The organism is Kribbella monticola (genome assembly GCF_003261635.1).
GTDB lineage: Bacteria > Actinomycetota > Actinomycetes > Propionibacteriales > Kribbellaceae > Kribbella > Kribbella monticola.
Map to the genome: position 1 here is coordinate 389,758 of NZ_QFXK01000035.1, position 17,222 is coordinate 406,979.

Sequence of the window (17,222 nt, forward strand, 5' to 3'; positions counted from 1 at the left end):
TGGCGTTGGCTGCTCAGGGGTTCATGGATGCGCGGCCGAAGGGTGTGCCGGACATGCGGGCCTTGAGCCGGGTGCTGGGGCGGATCGGGTTGATCCAGATCGACTCGGTCAACGTGCTGAGTCGCGCGCAGTACTTGCCCTTGTATTCGCGGTTGGGCCCCTATCCCCGCGACCTCCTCGACCGGGCCGCGGGGAAGGCGCCGCGGAAGCTGGTGGAGTACTGGGCGCATGAGGCGTCGCTGATTCCCGTCGAGACGCATCCGTTGATGCGGTGGCGGATGGCCCGGGCGACGACCGAGGCGTGGGGTGGGCCGCGGGCGATCGCGGTGCAGCGGCCGGATCTGGTGAAGCAGGTGCTGGCCGATGTTCGCGACCACGGGCCGCTGACCGCTCGCGAGATCGACGACGACGTGGAGCGCGATCGGGACAACTGGGGGTGGAACTGGTCCGACGTGAAGCGGGCCCTGGAGTTCTTGTTCTTCGCCGGCGAGATCACGGTGGCCAGGCGGAACCAGCAGTTCGAGCGGATGTACGACGTACCGGAGCGGGTGCTGCCGGCTGCCGTGCTGGCTACGCCCACGCCGTCCTCGGAGGAGGCGCATCGCGGGCTCGTGTCGATCGCGGCCCGGGCGCACGGGGTCGCGACGGCGCAGTGCCTGAAGGACTACTTCCGTACGTCGCCTGCCCCGACCGCGCAGGCTATCCGCGAACTGGTCGAGGAGGGTGAGTTGCTGCCCGTCTCGATCGAGGGGTGGAAGCGACCGGCGTATTTGCACCGTGACGCGCGATTGCCGAGGCGCGTGAACACGCGGGCGCTGGTCAGCCCGTTCGACTCGCTCGTCTTCGAGCGCACCCGCACCGAGGTGCTCTTCGACTTCTACTACCGCATCGAGATCTACGTCCCGGCGGAGAAGCGCGTCCATGGGTACTACGTGTTGCCGTTCCTGCTCGGTGACCGCTTGGTCGCCCGAGTGGACCTCAAGGCGGACCGCACAGCAGGCGTTCTCCTGGTCCAATCCGCCCACTCCGAGCCCAAGGCCCCCGCCGAGACCCCCGAAGAACTCGCCGCCGAACTCATCCAGCTGGCCGGCTGGCTCGGCCTCACCCAGGTCCGCGTGGCCGGCGGCGGCGACCTAGCCCCAGCCCTCAGCCACGCCCTCCGTGGCTCCTGAGCCCGCGCCGACGGCGAGCGCGCCAAGCGGCAACTAGCTGGACTGCTGCACCCCGACGGCGAGCGTGCCAAGCGGCAGCTGGCCCGGCCGCTGCACGCCGACGGCCTGCGCGCCAAGCGGCAGCTGGCCCGGCTGCTGCACGCCGAGAGGGATCAGCAGTTGGTTCGACCGCGACGCCGCGCGCCCCTGCTCGCCGTAGTACCGGAACTTTTCGCGGCTCCCACTCGTGGGTGAGGGAAGGGTGCGGCTCACGCCGGGCGATGGGTTGACGCGCTCGGCCCAGTACGATGGGCGGTGCCCGCCAGGCGGGCAGTCCGTGCTGCCCTCGTCACTGGGCACGCATGGTCAGGCACCCGCCGCATTGAAGGCTGCACAGTCAAGGAGTGGACCCCCCACGATGAAGGCGTTCGACAAGTTACTGCGAATCGGCGAGGGCAAGATCGTCCGCCGGCTCGAGGGCATCGCGAAGCTGGTCAACTCGATCGAGGACGACTTCGTGAACATGACCGACGAGGAGCTGCGCGGCCAGACGGCCGAGTTCAAGCAGCGAGTCGACAACGGGGAGTCCCTCGACGCGCTGCTCCCGGAGGCCTTCTCGGTGGTCCGCGAGGCGGCCAAGCGAACCCTTCACCAGCGCCACTACGACGTCCAGATCATGGGTGGCGCGGCGCTGCACCTGGGCAACATCGCCGAGATGAAGACCGGTGAGGGCAAGACCCTGGTCGGCACCCTCCCGACGTACCTGAACGCGTTGTCCGGCAAGGGCGTCCACGTGGTCACGGTGAACGACTACCTGGCTCGCTTCCAGGCCGAGTGGATGGGCCGGGTGTACCACTTCCTCGGCCTCGACTACGGCGTGATCCTGCCGGAGATGAGCCCGGCCGAGCGCCGGATCGCCTACGCCAAGGACATCACCTACGGCACCAACAACGAGTTCGGCTTCGACTACCTGCGCGACAACATGGCCAGCGACATCGCCGACTGCGTGCAGCGCGAGCACAACTACGCGATCGTGGACGAGGTCGACTCGATCCTGGTCGACGAGGCCCGGACCCCGCTGATCATCTCCGGCCCGGCCGAGGACTCGCAGCGCTGGTACGTCGAGATGGCCAACCTCGCCGCCCAGCTGAAGCCGCGGTTCGCCGACGACAAGATCCCCGAGGAGCAGCGTCCGGTCGCCGACTACGAGGTCGACGAGAAGAAGCGCACCGTGGCGATCCTCGAGCGTGGCATCGAGAAGGTCGAGGACCGGCTCGGGATCGACAACCTGTACGAGTCGGCCAACACCCCGCTGATCAGCTACCTGAACAATGCGCTGAAGGCCAAGGACCTGTTCCGCCGCGACAAGGACTACGTGGTCGTCGACAACGAGGTCCTGATCGTCGACGAGCACACCGGCCGCACGCTGCACGGTCGCCGTTACAACGAGGGTCTGCACCAGGCGATCGAGGCCAAGGAGAAGGTCGAGATCAAGGAGGAGTACCAGACGCTGGCGACCATCACCTTGCAGAACTACTTCCGCCTCTACAACAAGCTGGCCGGCATGACCGGTACGGCGATGACCGAGGCAGCCGAGTTCTCCAAGATCTACGGTCTCGGCGTGGTCCCGATCCCGACCAACAAGCCGATGGTCCGCCAAGACCAGCGCGACCTGATCTACCGCACCGAGGACGCCAAGTTCGACGCCGTGGTGGAGGACATCGCCAAGCGGCACGAGACCGGGCAGCCGATCCTGGTCGGTACGACGAGCGTGGAGAAGTCCGAGCGGCTGTCCAACCAGCTCCGCAAGCGCAACATCCCGCACGAGGTGCTGAACGCCAAGCAGCACGCGCGGGAGGCCGCGATCGTCGCCGAGGCGGGTCGCAAGAACGCCGTCACGGTCGCCACCAACATGGCCGGCCGTGGTACCGACATCATCCTCGGCGGCAACCCCGAGCACCTGGCCGACAAGGACCTGCGGGCCCGCGGGATCGACCCGGTCGAGAGCCCGGAGGAGTACGAGGCGGAGTACCCGAAGGTCCTGGAGAAGTTCGAGCAGCAGGTCAAGGACGAGCAGGTCGAGGTCCGCGAGGCCGGCGGTCTGTACGTGCTGGGCACCGAGCGGCACGAGTCCCGCCGGATCGACAACCAGCTGCGTGGTCGCGCCGGCCGTCAGGGCGACCCGGGCGAGTCCCGGTTCTACCTGTCGCTCGAGGACGACCTGATGCGCCTGTTCAAGCGTGAGATGGTCGACTGGGCGATGTCGCGCAACGACGACGACACGGTGCCGCTGGAGAACAAGGTCGTCACCAAGGCGATTGCGTCGGCCCAGTCCCAGGTCGAGGCGCAGAACTTCGAGACCCGGAAGAACATCCTCAAGTACGACGACGTGATGAACCGGCAGCGGCACGTCGTCTACGCCGAGCGCCGCCGCGTGCTCGAGGGCGCGGACCTGCAGGAGCAGGTGCTGGACATGCTCGACGAGACCGTCACCGGCTACGTGCAGGGTGCGACCGCCGACGGGTTCGCGGAGGACTGGGACCTGGACGCGCTGTTCACCGCGCTCAAGACGCTGTACCAGACGGAGCTGACCGAGGAAGCGCTGATCGAGGAGGCCGGCGGCGACCGCTCCGGGCTCACCCAGGACTTCTTGATCGACACCTTCGTCACCGACGCCCGCGAGGCGTACGCGCGGCGCGAGGAGCTGCTCGGCAGCGACGCGATGCGGGAGCTGGAGCGCCGGGTGGTGCTCAGCGTTCTGGACCGCAAGTGGCGCGAGCACTTGTACGAGATGGACTATCTGCGCGAGGGCATCGGCCTGCGCGCGATGGCCCAGCGCGACCCGCTGGTGGAGTACCAGCGCGAGGGCTACGACATGTTCGCCGCCATGATGGAGTCCATCAAGGAGGAGTCGGTCGCCTTCATCTTCAACGTCGAGGTCGACATCGAGGCGATGCAGGCCGACCTCGCAGCGCAGGCCGAGCTGGCCGAGCTCGAGGAGACCGAGGCCGAGGACATCCTGGTGCCGGGCGCCCCGGTGGCCGAGTTCCCGGGTCGGCAGTCCGGTGACGACGACGAGGACCGGCCGCAGGACAGCCCGCGGCCGCAGGACGCCCCGAAGCTGCGCGCCAAGGGCCTGACCGGGACGAGCCGTCCGCAGAAGCTGTCCTACTCGGCGCCGACGATCGACGGCGACGACGAGGTGTCGGTGCACATGGACGCCACCGAGGGTGGCGCCCTGGAGTACGCCGGTACGCCGCGCAACGCGGTCTGCCCGTGTGGCTCCGGCAAGAAGTACAAGCGCTGCCACGGCGATCCGGCCTCGGACGTCTACAAGAGCTGACGCAGTCCACGAAGGCCCGTCCCGAGGTATCGGGGCGGGCCTTCGCTGTTTGTGACCCGCGACATGGCCACGGTGTGCGGCGATGTGGTGCTCTGGTGGTCTGCGAAAGGAGCCGCTGATGGGGACCTGGCTGACGGAGAAGTTCGGGCTCACCGTGCCGGTGGTCGGTGCGCCGATGGCGAACGTGAGCGGTGGCCGGCTGACGGCGGCCATCTCGGCGGCCGGTGGCCTCGGCATGCTGGGTGCCGGTTCCGCGGTCACCGCCGACTGGATTCGTACCGAGGGAGCGATCGCCGCGGCAAGCGGCAAGCCGTACGGGGTCGGCCTGATGGCCTGGTCGGTCGCCGACCGCCCCGAGCATCTAGAGGCGGTCCTCGAGCTGCGGCCCGCCCTCGTCTCGCTCAGCTTCGGCGACCTCACGCCGTACGTCGAGCCGTTGCAGGCGGCCGGGATCGTCGTGGCCATGCAGGCCGGCACTGTCGCTGACGCCCAGCAAGGGATCGCGGCCGGTGTCGACATGATCGTTGCCCGGGGCGCGGAAGCCGGTGGGCACGGGCGCAACGAGGTCGGCACACTTCCTTTGCTGCAAGCGATTCTGGACCTCACCGACCTTCCCGTCCTCGCCGGCGGCGGTATCTCGGGCCCGCGGGGTCTGGCCGCCGTCCTCGCGGCCGGGGCGACCGGCGGCTGGATCGGTACCGCGTTCCTCACGGCCGAGGAGGCGCTGACGCCGGAGCCGTCGAAGCGGGCCCTGATCGAGGCCGACGAGACCGCCACCGTCTACGGCACGGTCTTCGACGCCGCCTCCAGAGCCGGCTGGCCGGACGAATTCGGCGGCCGAGCCCTCCGCAATGCGTACTACGACCGCTGGGAGGGCCAGGAGGCGGCCCTCAAGTCGGACGACGCCGGTCACGCCGAGTACGTCGCCGCTACCAAGGCCGCCGACCCGACCGCCGCCTCCCTGTACGCCGGGCAGGGCGTCGGCGCGCTCCGGAAAACCACCACCGCAGCCGACGTCCTGGCCGACCTCGCCACCTACCGCACCTACCTGGAGCGAGCCCTCTAGACCGGCACCCGCAATGACGGTTGCAGGTAGTTGCTGTGGGCATCCACCAACTCGTTGCACAAGGCCCATAACTGCTCGACGGGGAGCGTGGAGGCCGGGTCCATCAGGAGTGCCTGCCGGATCGAGAGCGGGTCGTCCTCCACGGCGGCACGGACGACCAGCTCGTTGACGTTCACATAGGACCGGTTCAGCGCCGCACACTGGGCCGGCAGAGCGCCGACCGCTGTGGGCTGAACACCCGAACCGTCAACCAGGCAAGGGACTTCGACGACGGAACCACCCGGCAGGTTCGAGATCAGGCCCTGGTTGACGACATTCCCGTAGATCGTCCGTGGCGTGCCCGTCACGATGCTGTGGATCACCTGCGGTGCGTACTCCATGGTCCCTTCGACCGCCAGCGGTTCACCGCGTTTCAGCGCATCGCGGGTCCCTTCGTACAGCGCGACGTTCTCTTCGACGATGCGCAGATAGTCGCCGATCGGCAACCGGAGCCGCTCCACCTCGGACTGGTGCGACAAGTACCAGGGCACGTACTCCGAGGAGTGCTCGCTCGTCTCCGTCGGGTAATAGCCGAGCCGCCGATACATGTCGACCCGCACCCGCCGCTCCAACTCGGGCTCCCGCGCGATCCGGTCGTCCAGCAAGGGATAGAGATCCTCCCCGGCGCGTTCGAACCGTAGTACCCACGCCTGGTGGTTGACGCCGGCCGCGAGGTAGGTGACGTCGCCGTACGGGACTCCCACCAACTGGGACAGGTCGTTCATCGTCCAGTAGACCGAGTGGCAGAGGCCGACGACATTGCGGACGCCGAGCGCCTTCAGATACCAGACATTCATCGCCATCGGGTTCGTGTAGTTCAGCAGCCAGGCATCGGGGCAGATCGCGGCGATGTCCTCGGCCAGCCCTTTCAGCACCGGGAAAGTTCGGAGCGCGCGGAAGACGCCGCCGACGCCGAGCGTGTCACCGATCGTCTGCCGTACGCCGTACTTCGCCGGTAGCTCGAAGTCGATCCGGGTGGCATCGTTCATCCCCACCTGGACGATGTTGATCACGAAGTCGGCGCCCTCGAGCGCCGCCCGTCGGTCGAGGTGCGCACTGATCCGCGGCCGGACACCACGCTGATCGGCGATGTACTGCGCGGCTCGGGCGGCCGTGTCGAGCCGCTCGGGATCGATGTCGTGCAACGCGATCTGCAGCTCGCCCAGGTCCGTGAAGCTGAACAGGTCGGCCAGCAACCCCTGCGTGAACACGACACTGCCCGCGCCGATGAAGGCGATCCTCGTCATCGGGCACTCTCCAGCGCCAGGTCCCAGTCGGGCTGGGCCGCAGTACCACCGGCCGCGCGAGTGGACAGCGAACCACAGGCGGCAGCGATCGCGAGAGCCTTCGGCCGGCCGAAGCCACGCAGTACGGCGGTGACGAAACCCGCGTCGAAGCTGTCGCCCGCCCCGACCGTGTCGACCGGTTCGATCGGCAGCGCCTCGGCTTTGAGCACCGACGAACCGTCGTGGGCGATCGCGCCGTCGGCACCGTTCTTCACGACCACCAGCGGGCCACGCCGGGCCAGGATCCCAGCGGCGTCGGCGAGGACGGGGTGGCCGGTGAGCGCGTGCGCCTCGGCGGCGTTCGGCAGCAGGATGTCGGTGACGCGCAGAACCGGGTCGAGCACCATCCGGTCCCAGCGGTCGGCCGGGTCGTCGTTGGTGTCGAGCGAGGTGGTCGCCTTGTTGCTGCGCGCCTCCTTGAACAACCCGGCGAGCCCGGCCGCAAGTTCCGGCATCAGGTAAAAGGACGCCGCGTGCACATGCCGGACCGACCTGAGCAACTCGGCGGGTACGTCGTACGCCGTGGTTGCGGGCAGGCAGCCGGCAGCGGTCAGGATCGCGCGATCCCCGGCCGACGTGAGCACCGTCGTCAGAGGCGTCGGCAGGATGGCGTCGACCACCAGCGCGGTGGTGTCGACGCCGCGTTCTTCCAGGGCCGCGCGAACGAAGGCACCGGCCGGGTCGTCACCGATCCGGCCCGCGAACGCCACGCTGAGGCCGAGCCGGGCGGCGCCGCAAGCCATGATCGCGGCGGATCCACCCAGGCACAGCGATCCCGTCGGGACCAGCCGTTCGCGCTGTCCGAAGGCGAGGGGTTGGTTCACCGGGCCGATCACCACGTCTGGATTGGCGTCGCCGATGACGAGCAGGTCGAAAGTCTTCATATCAGCCTTTGAGTCCGGTAGAGGCCAGCGAGCGGATGAACGCCTTCTGGGCCAGCAGGAAGCCGAGCAGCACCGGCAGCACGGTGATGACGTTGCCCGCCATCACGGCCGCCCATTGGGTGTGGTGCTGGCCCTGGAAGGTGGTCAGTCCGAGCTGGAGGGTGTAGTTCGAGTCGTGGTTGATCGCGATCAGCGGCCAGGTCAGGTCGTTCCAGGTGCTCAGGAAGGTCAGTACGGCGACTGTGCTGAGCGCGGGCCGGGCGAGCGGGAGGACGACGGAGACCAGGATCCGGAGCCGGCCGCAGCCGTCGATCCAGGCCGCCTCCTCGAGTTCGCGGGGCAGCGTGACGAAGAACTGGCGGAACAGGAACACCGAGAACGGCGTCACCAGCGACGGCACGATCAGCGCGCCCAGGGTGTCGATCAGCCCGAGATCCTTCATCACCAGGAAGGTCGGGATCATCGTCAGCTGGAACGGGATCACCATCGTCGCGAGCATCAGCCCCAGCAGCAGCCGCGAGCCGGCGAAGCGCATCCGGGCGAACGCGTACCCGCCGAGCGACCCGAACACCAGGTTCGCCGTCACCGCGACCGCCGAGACGATGAACGAGTTCAGGAACCACCTGGGAAACAAGGCGTTCCCGAGCACGAACCGGTAGCCGTCGAGCTTGATCCCCGACGGCCACAACGCCGGTGGGAACTTGTTGATCTCCGCGTTGCTCATCACCGAGCTGACCAGCAACCAGATCAACGGCAGCGCGAACAGCAATGCCAGGGGAGCCAGGACGAAATGCCACGGGCTGAACGGCAGCTTCTTCATCGAACCACCTTCCGTCGGCGCTGATACAGCTGCCAGACGAGTCCTGCGAGCAACAGAGCAACAGCCAGCGCGTACGCCGCCGCGGCGCTGTAGCCGGCCGTGAAGCTCTTGAACGCCTTCTCCCAGATGAAGTAGACGATCACCGTCGTCGATCCCAGCGGCCCGCCCTTGGTGGTGACGAAGACCAGGTCGAACACCTGCAACGCGTTGATCAGCTGGAACAGCACGAGAAAGACGGTGACCGGAGTGAGCGTCGGCAGCACCACATGCCGCAGTACGCCGGCTCGCCCTGCCCCGTCGATCCTGGCCGCCTCGACCAGTTCGGCCGGAACCCCTTGCAGGGCAGCGAGATAGACGATCACGCAGAAGCCGGTGCCGCTCCATAGCGAGATCGCGACCAGTAGGTAGAGCGCCTGACCGGGATCGCTGAAGAATCCCTGCGCGGGCAGGCCGAACTTGTGCAGCACCGAGTTCGCCACCCCGAACTCCGGATCGAGCACGAACGAGAACAACACGCCTTGCGCGGCCGCCGACACGACGAACGGCACGAACACCAGGGTGCGATAGATGCTGATGAACCGGATCTGCCGGTCCAGCATCAAGGCGATCCCGAGCCCCCCGACGACGCTGAGCGGAACGTACAGCGCCGTGTAGACCAAGGTGTGCTCGACCGCTGCCTGGAATGCCGGATCGGCGGACAACGCCTTGTAGTTGGCGAATCCGACCCACCGGCTCGGCGAGACCAGATCGTTGGCCTGGAACGACAACAGCAACGACCACAGCACGGGCACGACGCTGAGCCCGAGGATGATCAGCACCGACGGACTGACGAACGCCCAAGCGGTCGCCCCTTCACCCCTGGTACGACGCTTCGCCGCGGCCCGCCGGGCTCGTGGATCGATCGTGAACGTGCCGACGACGCTGGCCATCAGTTCGGCACAGCCAGGATGGAGTTCGACTGCTCGACGCACTCCTTCAGCGCGTCTGCCGGCGACTTCTTGCCCAGCAGGACCGCGACGATCGCCTGACCGAGTTGCTGGGAGATCTTCGGGTACGCCGTGATGGTCGGCCGGACCCGGGCGGTCTCGAGCGAATCCACGAAGACCTGCAAACCCGTCGTACTGGTGGCGTGCTTCTTCCACTCGGGGAGCGCGGCCGACGCCGTGGTCAGGGGGAGACTGCCACCCTGGATGTCCCAACGCACGTCCTGCTGGGGATTCGTCAGCCAGGTGAGGAACTCGGTCGCGGCTTTCACCTTCGCGGAGCCGTTGTCGAACACGGTCCAGGTGTCCGGTCCGGAGATCGTCAGCGGCTTACCGGAGTACGACGGCAGCGGGGCGACGCCGTAGTCGAGGCCCTTGTCGATCACGTCCGGGAGCTGCCAGGGGCCGGTGGCAACCATTCCCATCCGGCCGCCGAGGAAGACCTGGTAGAGCTGCTCGCCTCCGGGTTTGGGGTCGACGTACAGGGATTTGTCGGTGCGCAAGCGGTCGAGCGTGCCGAGTGCCTGCTCGCCGACCTTGTCGAAACCGACGGTCTTGCCGTCCGCGCTGACGACGTCGCCGCCGAGGTCCCAGATCATCGGCCAGAGCCGCCAGACGGTGTCCTCGTCGCCGACGCCCGGCCAGCCGGTGCCGAAGACGCCCTTGCCCGGATTGGTCAGCTTCTGCGCGGTGGCGATGAAGTCGTCCCAGGTCCAGCCCGCCTTCGGCGCCGGCACCCCGGCGGCCGCGAAGAGTTTCTTGTTGTAGACGACGCAGAGCGAGTCGACCAGGGCCGGCATCGCGCGCACCTTGCCCTGCACCGTCACGGCGTCCCGCGCTGCCGGCCAGTAGTCCTTGAGATCCACGGCCGAGGTCAGGTCGGCCACCTGGGGACTGCGGGTCATACTGGCCAGGTCCGAGCCGAAGATGTACGCGATGTCCGGGAAGGACCCGGCGGCCAGCCCCGCGGTGACCTTCTGCAGCATGCTGTCGGCGGTCACCCCGCCACCACCACCGACCACCTTGATCTTGGGATGGGTCCGGTTGAACTCGTTGACCAAGGCATCGATCGCCTTCTTGCCGCTGTCGACCTGGCCGTGCCAGAGGTCGACGGTGACGACGCCGTCGGCGCCGGCTCCGTCGTCCCCGGACTTGCCACAGGCGCCGAGGGTGCCGGCAGCGGCCAGGACGGCGGCCGCGCGCAGGACGTCGCGACGGGATGGTGATGACATGGGTGACCTCCTGAGAGGACTACTGGTGGAGGGTGGGGGTCAGCAGGTCTTGCGGACGTAGCCGCTGTCGCCGGGGACGGAGACGTCCACGTCGCGCTGCACGATGCTCAACCTGGTGCCGAAACCGCTGCAGGCCTTCTTCCGGCCGCTGTCGGTGTACTCGATCACGATCACGTTGTTACCGAAGGCAGCGGTGTAGTCGCCGCACTCGTCGTACTGACCGCACTCCTCGGCGACCGCGAAGTCCAGGCCGACCGACTGGCGCGAGCCGGCCAGTTCCACGGTGTTCTTCTGGGCGATGGCGAGGTTCTTGGTGTGCGCGTGGGTGGCCAGGAGTTTCAGGTACGCCTTGGCCTGGCTGGTGGTGATCAGGTTCTTCGAGCGGCTGTAGCTGTCGTAGTTGTCCGGCTCGATGCCCTGGTAGCCCTTGGCCGCGCAGCCGTCGATCCAGCCGTTGACCTTGGCCGCGATCCGGGTCTGCTTGGCGGTGGTGCGGATGTCCAGCAGCGCCTCGCCCCAGTCCTCGTCGATCACGACGTTGCCCTGGGCGTCGCGCAGCAGCAGGTCGGAGTCCCACTGGCTCTGCTCGCCGGGCTGGACCTGGAAGGCGTTGACATAACAGATGTTGTAGAGGCCGGCAGCGGGTGCGGCGGTCCGGTCGCGGGTGACGACCTGGACGCCCGACGGCGGCTTGTAGGCGCCGCCGATCTGGTAGTCGAACTTCGCGTGGGTCGGCGGGAGGGTGGCGGCTGCCGAGGCGTCGTTGCGGCTGAGTGCCGTGATGAGCGCGGTCAGTGCCAGAGCGGCAGCGAGACCGGCGAGCAGCAGGCGGAGGGAGAGCGGGCGAGATTCGGACACGATTGGCTCCATCGGTCCCGTGGACGCTACCCCGCCTCGGGCACGAGCCCTGGCGCCGGAGTACCGGACTTCGGGCGTTGCTGCCCTCTACCGGCTGGGTGCGTCACTCGGCACCAATCTCTTGGTGCCTGGCGCCCTAGTTAAGCGAGGCGGTAGCCGCCTCGTCAAGGGAAAGACTGCAAACGACTGCGTGGAACTTGTCGAAGAACGCGTTACTGCGCAGTTGGGCGTGAACCCTTGACGATGCGGGTTTACACCGGTTTAGTGAGCGTTTAAACCGGTTTAAACACTCAGAACGAAGGTGCGGATGAGCAAGGAACGGCCGACCATCGCGGATGTGGCCACCCGGGCAGGCGTGTCCAAGGGTGCTGTCTCGTTCGCCCTGAACGGCCGGCCCGGCCTGGCCAGTGCGACCGTCGACCGGATCCTCGCGGCTGCCGACGAGCTCGGCTGGCGGCCCAGCAACCGGGCCCGCTCGCTGTCGGTCTCGAAGGCGTTCGCGCTCGGCCTGGTGATCACCAGGGACCCGGCCGTGCTGTCCTCGGACCCGTTCTTCCCGGCCTTCATCGCCGGGGTGGAGAGCGTGCTCGCTCCGCGCGGCCAGGCCCTCGTGCTGCAGGTCGTGACGGCCGGCGAGGACGAGGCGGCGGGGTACCGGAGGCTGACTCAGGACGGCCGGGTGGACGGTGTCTTCCTGTCCGACCTCCGCCACGAGGACCCGAGGATCGAGCTGCTGGTGGAGCTCGGCCTGCCGGCCGTCACGCTGAACCGTCCGGTCGGTTCCTCACCCTTCCCGGCGGTCTGTCTCGACGACCGCCCGGGCACGGTCGCCGTCGTGGAGCACCTGCTCCAGCTCGGTCATCGGCGGATCGCGCACGTGGCCGGGCCGCCGGCCTTCGTGCACGCGACCGCCCGCTCGCAAGCCTTCACCGAGACCCTGGCCGCGGCCGGTCTCGAGCCGATCGCGGTCGAGGTCAGTGACTTCACCGCCGCCGGCGGCACCGAGGCCACCCGCCGGCTGCTCGCCCTTCCCGAACCGCCGACCGCGATCGTCTACGCCAACGACCGGATGGCGATCGCCGGTATCGGGGCGGCCCACCAGGCCGGCCTGACCGTGCCCGACGACCTCAGCGTCGCCGGCTTCGACGACAGCGAACTCGCCGAGTTCGTCCATCCCGCGTTGACCACCGTGCGCGCCGATCCGTTCGCCTTCGGCACCACCGCGGCCACCACCTTGATCCAGTCGATCGACGGCGACGGTGACGTCGCCGATGTGGAACTCCCACCGGCCCAGCTGGTTGTCCGGGGTTCCACGGCTCTTTTGGAGGAGTAATGAAGCGAAAAGTCACATCCGTCCTGCTCGCGCTGGGACTGGCCGGTACTGCGGCCGCCTGCGGCGGTGGTGGTGGCGGCAGCTCCGAGGCGGCCGCGCAGGCCAAGGGACCGATCACGGTCTGGTACTCCAACAACGCCGAGGAAGTCGCCTGGGCCAAGCAGATGGTCGCCTCCTGGAACTCCGCGCACGCGGATCAGAAGGTGACCGGCCAGGAGATCCCGACCGGTAAGTCGTCCGAAGAGGTCATCGGTGCCGCGATCACGGCCGGGAACGCGCCCTGTCTGATCTTCAACACCTCGCCGGCGTCGGTCTCCCAGTTCCAGAAGCAGGGTGGCCTGGTGGCGCTCGACAGCTTCTCCGACGGCAAGTCGTACATCGAGGAACGCAGCGGCAAGGTCGCCCAGCAGTACAAGTCGACCGACGGCAAGTACTACCAGCTGCCGTGGAAGGCCAATCCCGTGATGATCTTCTACAACAAGAAGGCGTTCGCGAAGGCCGGGATCGACACCGCGAAGCCGCCGCTGTCGACGTACGACGAATTCCTGGCCACCTCGCGCAAGGTGGTCGCCGCGGGCGGCGCGAAGTACGCGATCTATCCCGCGCCGAGCAACGAGTTCTTCCAGTCCTGGTTCGACTTCTACCCGCTGTTCGCGGCCGAGACCGGTGGCAAGCAGTTGATTGCCGACGGCAAGTCTCAGTTTGCCTCGGAGGAGGGCAAGAAGGTCGCCGCGTTCTGGCGGACCTTGTACGCCGAGAAGCTGGCCTCGCAGGAGAAGTACAACGGTGACTCGTTCGTCGACGGCAAGGCCGCGATGGCGATCGTGGGTCCGTGGGCGATCGCGACGTACAAGGGCAAGGTCCAGTGGGGTGCCGTGCCGGTGCCGACGTCGGAGGGCAAGCCGGCCGCCGAGACCTACACGTTCAGCGATGCGAAGAACGTCGCAATGTACTCCGCGTGCAAGAACCGCGGGACGGCGTGGGACGTGCTGAAGTTCGCCACCAGCAAGGAGCAGGACGGCAAGTTCCTGCAGGCGACCGGTCAGATGCCGCTGCGCGACGGGGTGTCGACCGCCTACCCGGAGTACTTCGCGAAGAACCCTGACTACAAGGCGTTCGCCGACCAGGCAGCCCGCACGGTCGAGGTGCCGAACGTCCCGAACTCCATCACGATCTGGCAGACCTTCCGCGACGCCTGGTCGAAGTCGGTCATCTTCGGCCAGCAGGATCCAGCCGCGGCCCTCGACGGAGCAGTCCAGAAGGTCGATCAGCTCGCCTCCGGATCATGAGCACGCGTGGCCGGGCGGCCGACGGGGGCGGCGCCCGAGTGATCACCCGGGTGATCGGGAAGCAGCCGATCGGGACGGCCTTCGTCACGCCGTACGTCGTGTTCCTGGCGGCCGTCTTCGCCTATCCACTCGGGTTCGCGGTCTAAATGTCCTTCCACGACTACTTCTTCGCGGCGCCGGGCGCGATCGTGGATCGGCCGTGGGTCGGGTTCGCCAACTACGCGACCGTGCTGTCGGACCCGGCGGTCCGCCGGTCGTTCGTGAATGTCGGGATCTTCCTGCTGATCAACGTGCCGCTGACCGTGGTGCTCTCGTTGCTGCTCGCCTGGTCGCTGAACGCGGCCATCCGGTGGCGCGGGTTCTTCCGGGTCAGCTACTACGTCCCGTACGTGACGGCTTCGGTGGCCGTGGTCGGTGTGTGGCTGTTCCTGTTCAACTCCGACGGCCTGGTGAACTCTGTGCTGGGGCCACTGGCGCCTGATCCATCCTGGCTGGTGAACTCCAAGTTGGCCATGCCGACCGTCGCGATCTACGTCACCTGGAAGCAACTCGGCTTCTTCATCCTGCTCTACCTGGCCGCGTTGCAGAACGTGTCGAAGGACCTGTACGAGGCGGCGTCGATGGACGGCGCCGGTCGGTGGAAGTCGTTCCGCAACGTCACTGTGCCAGGGGTCCGGCCGGCCACGACGCTGGTGGTGCTGCTGGCGACGGTGACCGGGGCGAACCTGTTCACCGAGCCTTACCTGCTCACCGGTGGCGGTGGTCCGGACGGAGCGTCTGCCTCGCCGGTGCTGATCATGTACCAGCGCGGCATCGAGCAGGGTAATCCCGACGTCGGCTCGGCGATCGGCGTACTGCTGGTGATCGGTGTGCTGATCCTGGCGCTGATCCAGCGCCGGCTACTGGATCGGGAGAGCTGATGAAGAGTCCGTGGCGGTTCGTCGCTTTGTTGCTGGGGGCATTCGTCTTCCTGTTCCCCTTCTACTACATGCTGATCGGCAGCCTGCAGGCCGAACCCGACTCCTCGGTCGGTGGGGCTTTCCCGAAGCCGGGCAACCTCACCTTGCACAACTACCAGGAGATCAACGCGGCGATCAAGTTGGGTAAATCGCTGCTGAACTCGGGCATCTTCACCGGTGGGGTCATCCTCGGCACGCTGGTCTTCGGAGTGCTCGCCGGTTATGCGCTGGCCCGGTTGCAGTTCCGCGGCCGGGGGACGGTGTTCAACCTGATGTTGCTGGTCCAGGTGATTCCGTTCCAGCTGCTGACGATTCCGCTCTACGTGTTGATCGTGCGCAGCTACGGCCTTGCCGATTCGTACCTCGGCATGATCCTGCCGTTCCTGATCAACTCGACCGCGGTGTTCGTGTTCCGGCAGTACTTCCTGCAATTGCCGCAGGAGTTGTTCGACGCTGCCCGGATCGACGGCGCCGGCGAGCTCGCCATCCTCTGGCGGGTGGCCGTTCCGTTGGTGAAGCCGGCCTTGCTGACCGGCGTCCTGCTGACCTTCATCGGCCCGTGGAACGAGTTCCTCTGGCCGTTCCTGATCACCAAGCAGCAGGGGCTCCAGCCGTTGGCGGTCTCGTTGTCCAACTACATCACCACCGTGTCGGCGCGAGCGGCGAACCCCTTCGGCGCAGTACTGGCCGGTGCCTGCGTGCTGGCCGCGCCGGCGGTCGCGCTGTTCATCGTCTTCCAGCGCCGCTTCATCTCCTCCAGCCTCGAATCCGGGGTCAAGGGCTAGATCCTGAAAGGTTTGTTGTGACTGTTCCTTACACTCTGACCCGTCTCGGCGTCGTGATGACACCGGAGCCCGGTAACGAGCTCGAGTCCGAGGGCGTGCTGAATCCGGCCAGCGGCTACGGGCCGGACGGGCAGCTCTACCTGCTGCCCCGCCTAGTTGCTCCTGGCAATATTTCCCGCGTGGGGCTGGCGGCGGTCGAGTTGACCGACGGAGTGCCGACCGGCGTACGCCGGGAGGGGGTCGTACTAGCTCCGGACGAAGGCTGGGAGCGCGGCCTGAACAACGCCGGGGTCGAGGATCCCCGCGTCACCTGGATTCCTTCGCTCGGTCAGCACGTGATGACCTATGTCGCCTATGGGCCGCTCGGGCCGAAGCCGGCGCTCGCGGTGTCGGAAGACCTGCGGCACTGGACCCGGTTGGGGCCGTTGCACTTCGAGTACCAGGCCGACCTCGACACCGATCTCAATCTGTTCCCGAACAAGGACACGGTGTTCTTCCCCGAACCGGTGCCGGGACCGGACGGCGAACCGGCGTACGCGATGTTGCACCGGCCGATGTGGGACCTGGGCTGGTTCCGCGAAGGCGAAGGGATTCACCTGCCGGCCGGGGTGACGGACGACCGGCCCGGGATCTGGGTGTCGTTCGTGCCGGTCTCCGCGGTGGAGCGCTCGCTGTCGAATCTCGTGCATCTGCAGGGACACCGGTTGGTGGCGATGTCGGAGTACCCGTTCGAGGAGCTCAAGATCGGGGCCGGACCGGCGCCGCTGCGGGTGCCGGAGGGATGGCTGGTGATCCATCACGGCGTGACCGGGGAGCAGCCGAAGGGCTTCGACCCGACGACGCAAAAGGTCAGCTACGCGGCGGGGGCGCTGTTGCTCGATCCCACGGACGTCACCAAGGTGATCGCTCGCACCGCCGAGCCGATCCTGGTGCCGGAAACCGAAGAGGAACGGATCGGCACCGTCGGGAACGTGGTGTTCCCGACGGCCATCGAGGAGGTCGACGGCGTGAGGTATGTCTTCTACGGAATGGCGGACGCGAAGATCGGTGTCGCCAGATTGGATCGGTTACCGTGACCGCCTCACGGCGGGCGGTGCTGGGCGCCGGCGGCGCGCTCGCGGTTGCCGCCGCGACGGGTGTCCTACCGGCTTCCGCTGGGCCGGCCTCTGCTGGGCGGGCTTCTGCCGGGTCGGC

15 protein-coding genes are annotated in these 17,222 nt (G+C 67.5%); 9 read left to right on the top strand and 6 right to left on the bottom strand.

The window, feature by feature from the left end:
- Window positions 1-23 precede the first annotated feature (23 nt).
- The 3 genes from DIZ26_RS27860 (at window position 24) to DIZ26_RS27875 (ending at window position 5,560) form a co-directional block, all read left to right on the top strand.
- Window positions 24-1,172: a winged helix-turn-helix domain-containing protein gene (locus DIZ26_RS27860; RefSeq protein ID WP_112246745.1), complete on the top strand. Its 1,149-nt coding sequence runs from the start codon at window positions 24-26 to the stop codon at window positions 1,170-1,172.
- 397 nt (window positions 1,173-1,569) lie between these two features.
- Window positions 1,570-4,494, top strand: coding sequence for a preprotein translocase subunit SecA (gene secA, locus DIZ26_RS27870; RefSeq protein WP_112246749.1), 2,925 nt, complete (start codon window positions 1,570-1,572; stop codon window positions 4,492-4,494).
- Between the two features lie 118 nt (window positions 4,495-4,612).
- Window positions 4,613-5,560, top strand: a complete 948-nt coding sequence (locus tag DIZ26_RS27875; RefSeq protein WP_112246751.1) for an NAD(P)H-dependent flavin oxidoreductase — start codon at window positions 4,613-4,615, stop codon at window positions 5,558-5,560.
- Here DIZ26_RS27875 and melA read toward each other — a convergent pair.
- The 6 genes from melA to DIZ26_RS27905 are packed head-to-tail and all read right to left on the bottom strand — an operon-like array spanning window position 5,557 to window position 11,662.
- Window positions 5,557-6,846 (bottom strand): alpha-glucosidase/alpha-galactosidase, encoded by a 1,290-nt coding sequence (gene melA, locus DIZ26_RS27880; RefSeq protein ID WP_112246753.1) that lies wholly within the window; start codon window positions 6,844-6,846, stop codon window positions 5,557-5,559. The genes DIZ26_RS27875 and melA overlap by 4 nt on opposite strands.
- The gene (locus tag DIZ26_RS27885; RefSeq protein WP_112246755.1) at window positions 6,843-7,769 is read right to left on the bottom strand and encodes a carbohydrate kinase family protein; all 927 of its coding nucleotides are present in this window, start codon (window positions 7,767-7,769) and stop codon (window positions 6,843-6,845) included. Before DIZ26_RS27885 ends, melA begins: the two co-directional genes overlap by 4 nt.
- A 1-nt stretch (window position 7,770) precedes the next feature.
- On the bottom strand, window positions 7,771-8,589 hold the full coding sequence (locus DIZ26_RS27890; protein WP_112246757.1) for a carbohydrate ABC transporter permease: 819 nt from the start codon (window positions 8,587-8,589) through the stop codon (window positions 7,771-7,773).
- A complete protein-coding gene (locus DIZ26_RS27895) occupies window positions 8,586-9,518 on the bottom strand; it encodes a carbohydrate ABC transporter permease (RefSeq protein ID WP_112246759.1) in 933 nt (310 codons plus the stop codon). Before DIZ26_RS27895 ends, DIZ26_RS27890 begins: the two co-directional genes overlap by 4 nt.
- Entirely contained in the window at window positions 9,518-10,804 is a 1,287-nt protein-coding gene (locus tag DIZ26_RS27900; RefSeq protein ID WP_112246761.1) for an ABC transporter substrate-binding protein, read from the bottom strand. The genes DIZ26_RS27895 and DIZ26_RS27900 overlap by 1 nt, the downstream gene beginning before the upstream one ends.
- A 39-nt stretch (window positions 10,805-10,843) precedes the next feature.
- A complete protein-coding gene (locus DIZ26_RS27905; RefSeq protein WP_232828633.1) occupies window positions 10,844-11,662 on the bottom strand; it encodes an endo alpha-1,4 polygalactosaminidase in 819 nt (272 codons plus the stop codon).
- A 307-nt stretch (window positions 11,663-11,969) separates the two neighbouring features.
- On the opposite strand from DIZ26_RS27905, the gene DIZ26_RS27910 reads away from it, so the two are divergent.
- Genes DIZ26_RS27910 through DIZ26_RS27930 form a run of 6 tightly spaced genes read left to right on the top strand, consistent with a single transcriptional unit; the run spans window position 11,970 to window position 17,104 of the window.
- Window positions 11,970-12,995 (top strand): LacI family DNA-binding transcriptional regulator, encoded by a 1,026-nt coding sequence (locus DIZ26_RS27910; protein ID WP_112246765.1) that lies wholly within the window; start codon window positions 11,970-11,972, stop codon window positions 12,993-12,995.
- Window positions 12,995-14,284, top strand: a complete 1,290-nt coding sequence (locus tag DIZ26_RS27915; RefSeq protein WP_112246767.1) for an extracellular solute-binding protein — start codon at window positions 12,995-12,997, stop codon at window positions 14,282-14,284. The genes DIZ26_RS27910 and DIZ26_RS27915 overlap by 1 nt, the downstream gene beginning before the upstream one ends.
- Window positions 14,281-14,430, top strand: coding sequence for a hypothetical protein (locus tag DIZ26_RS38420; RefSeq protein ID WP_232828634.1), 150 nt, complete (start codon window positions 14,281-14,283; stop codon window positions 14,428-14,430). Before DIZ26_RS27915 ends, DIZ26_RS38420 begins: the two co-directional genes overlap by 4 nt.
- Complete coding sequence (locus tag DIZ26_RS27920; RefSeq protein ID WP_232828635.1) at window positions 14,431-15,204, top strand: carbohydrate ABC transporter permease; 774 nt, start codon at window positions 14,431-14,433, stop codon at window positions 15,202-15,204.
- Entirely contained in the window at window positions 15,204-16,028 is an 825-nt protein-coding gene (locus DIZ26_RS27925) for a carbohydrate ABC transporter permease (protein WP_112246769.1), read from the top strand. Before DIZ26_RS27920 ends, DIZ26_RS27925 begins: the two co-directional genes overlap by 1 nt.
- A 17-nt stretch (window positions 16,029-16,045) precedes the next feature.
- Window positions 16,046-17,104 (top strand): glycoside hydrolase family 130 protein, encoded by a 1,059-nt coding sequence (locus DIZ26_RS27930; RefSeq protein WP_232828636.1) that lies wholly within the window; start codon window positions 16,046-16,048, stop codon window positions 17,102-17,104.
- Window positions 17,105-17,222: the final 118 nt, after the last annotated feature.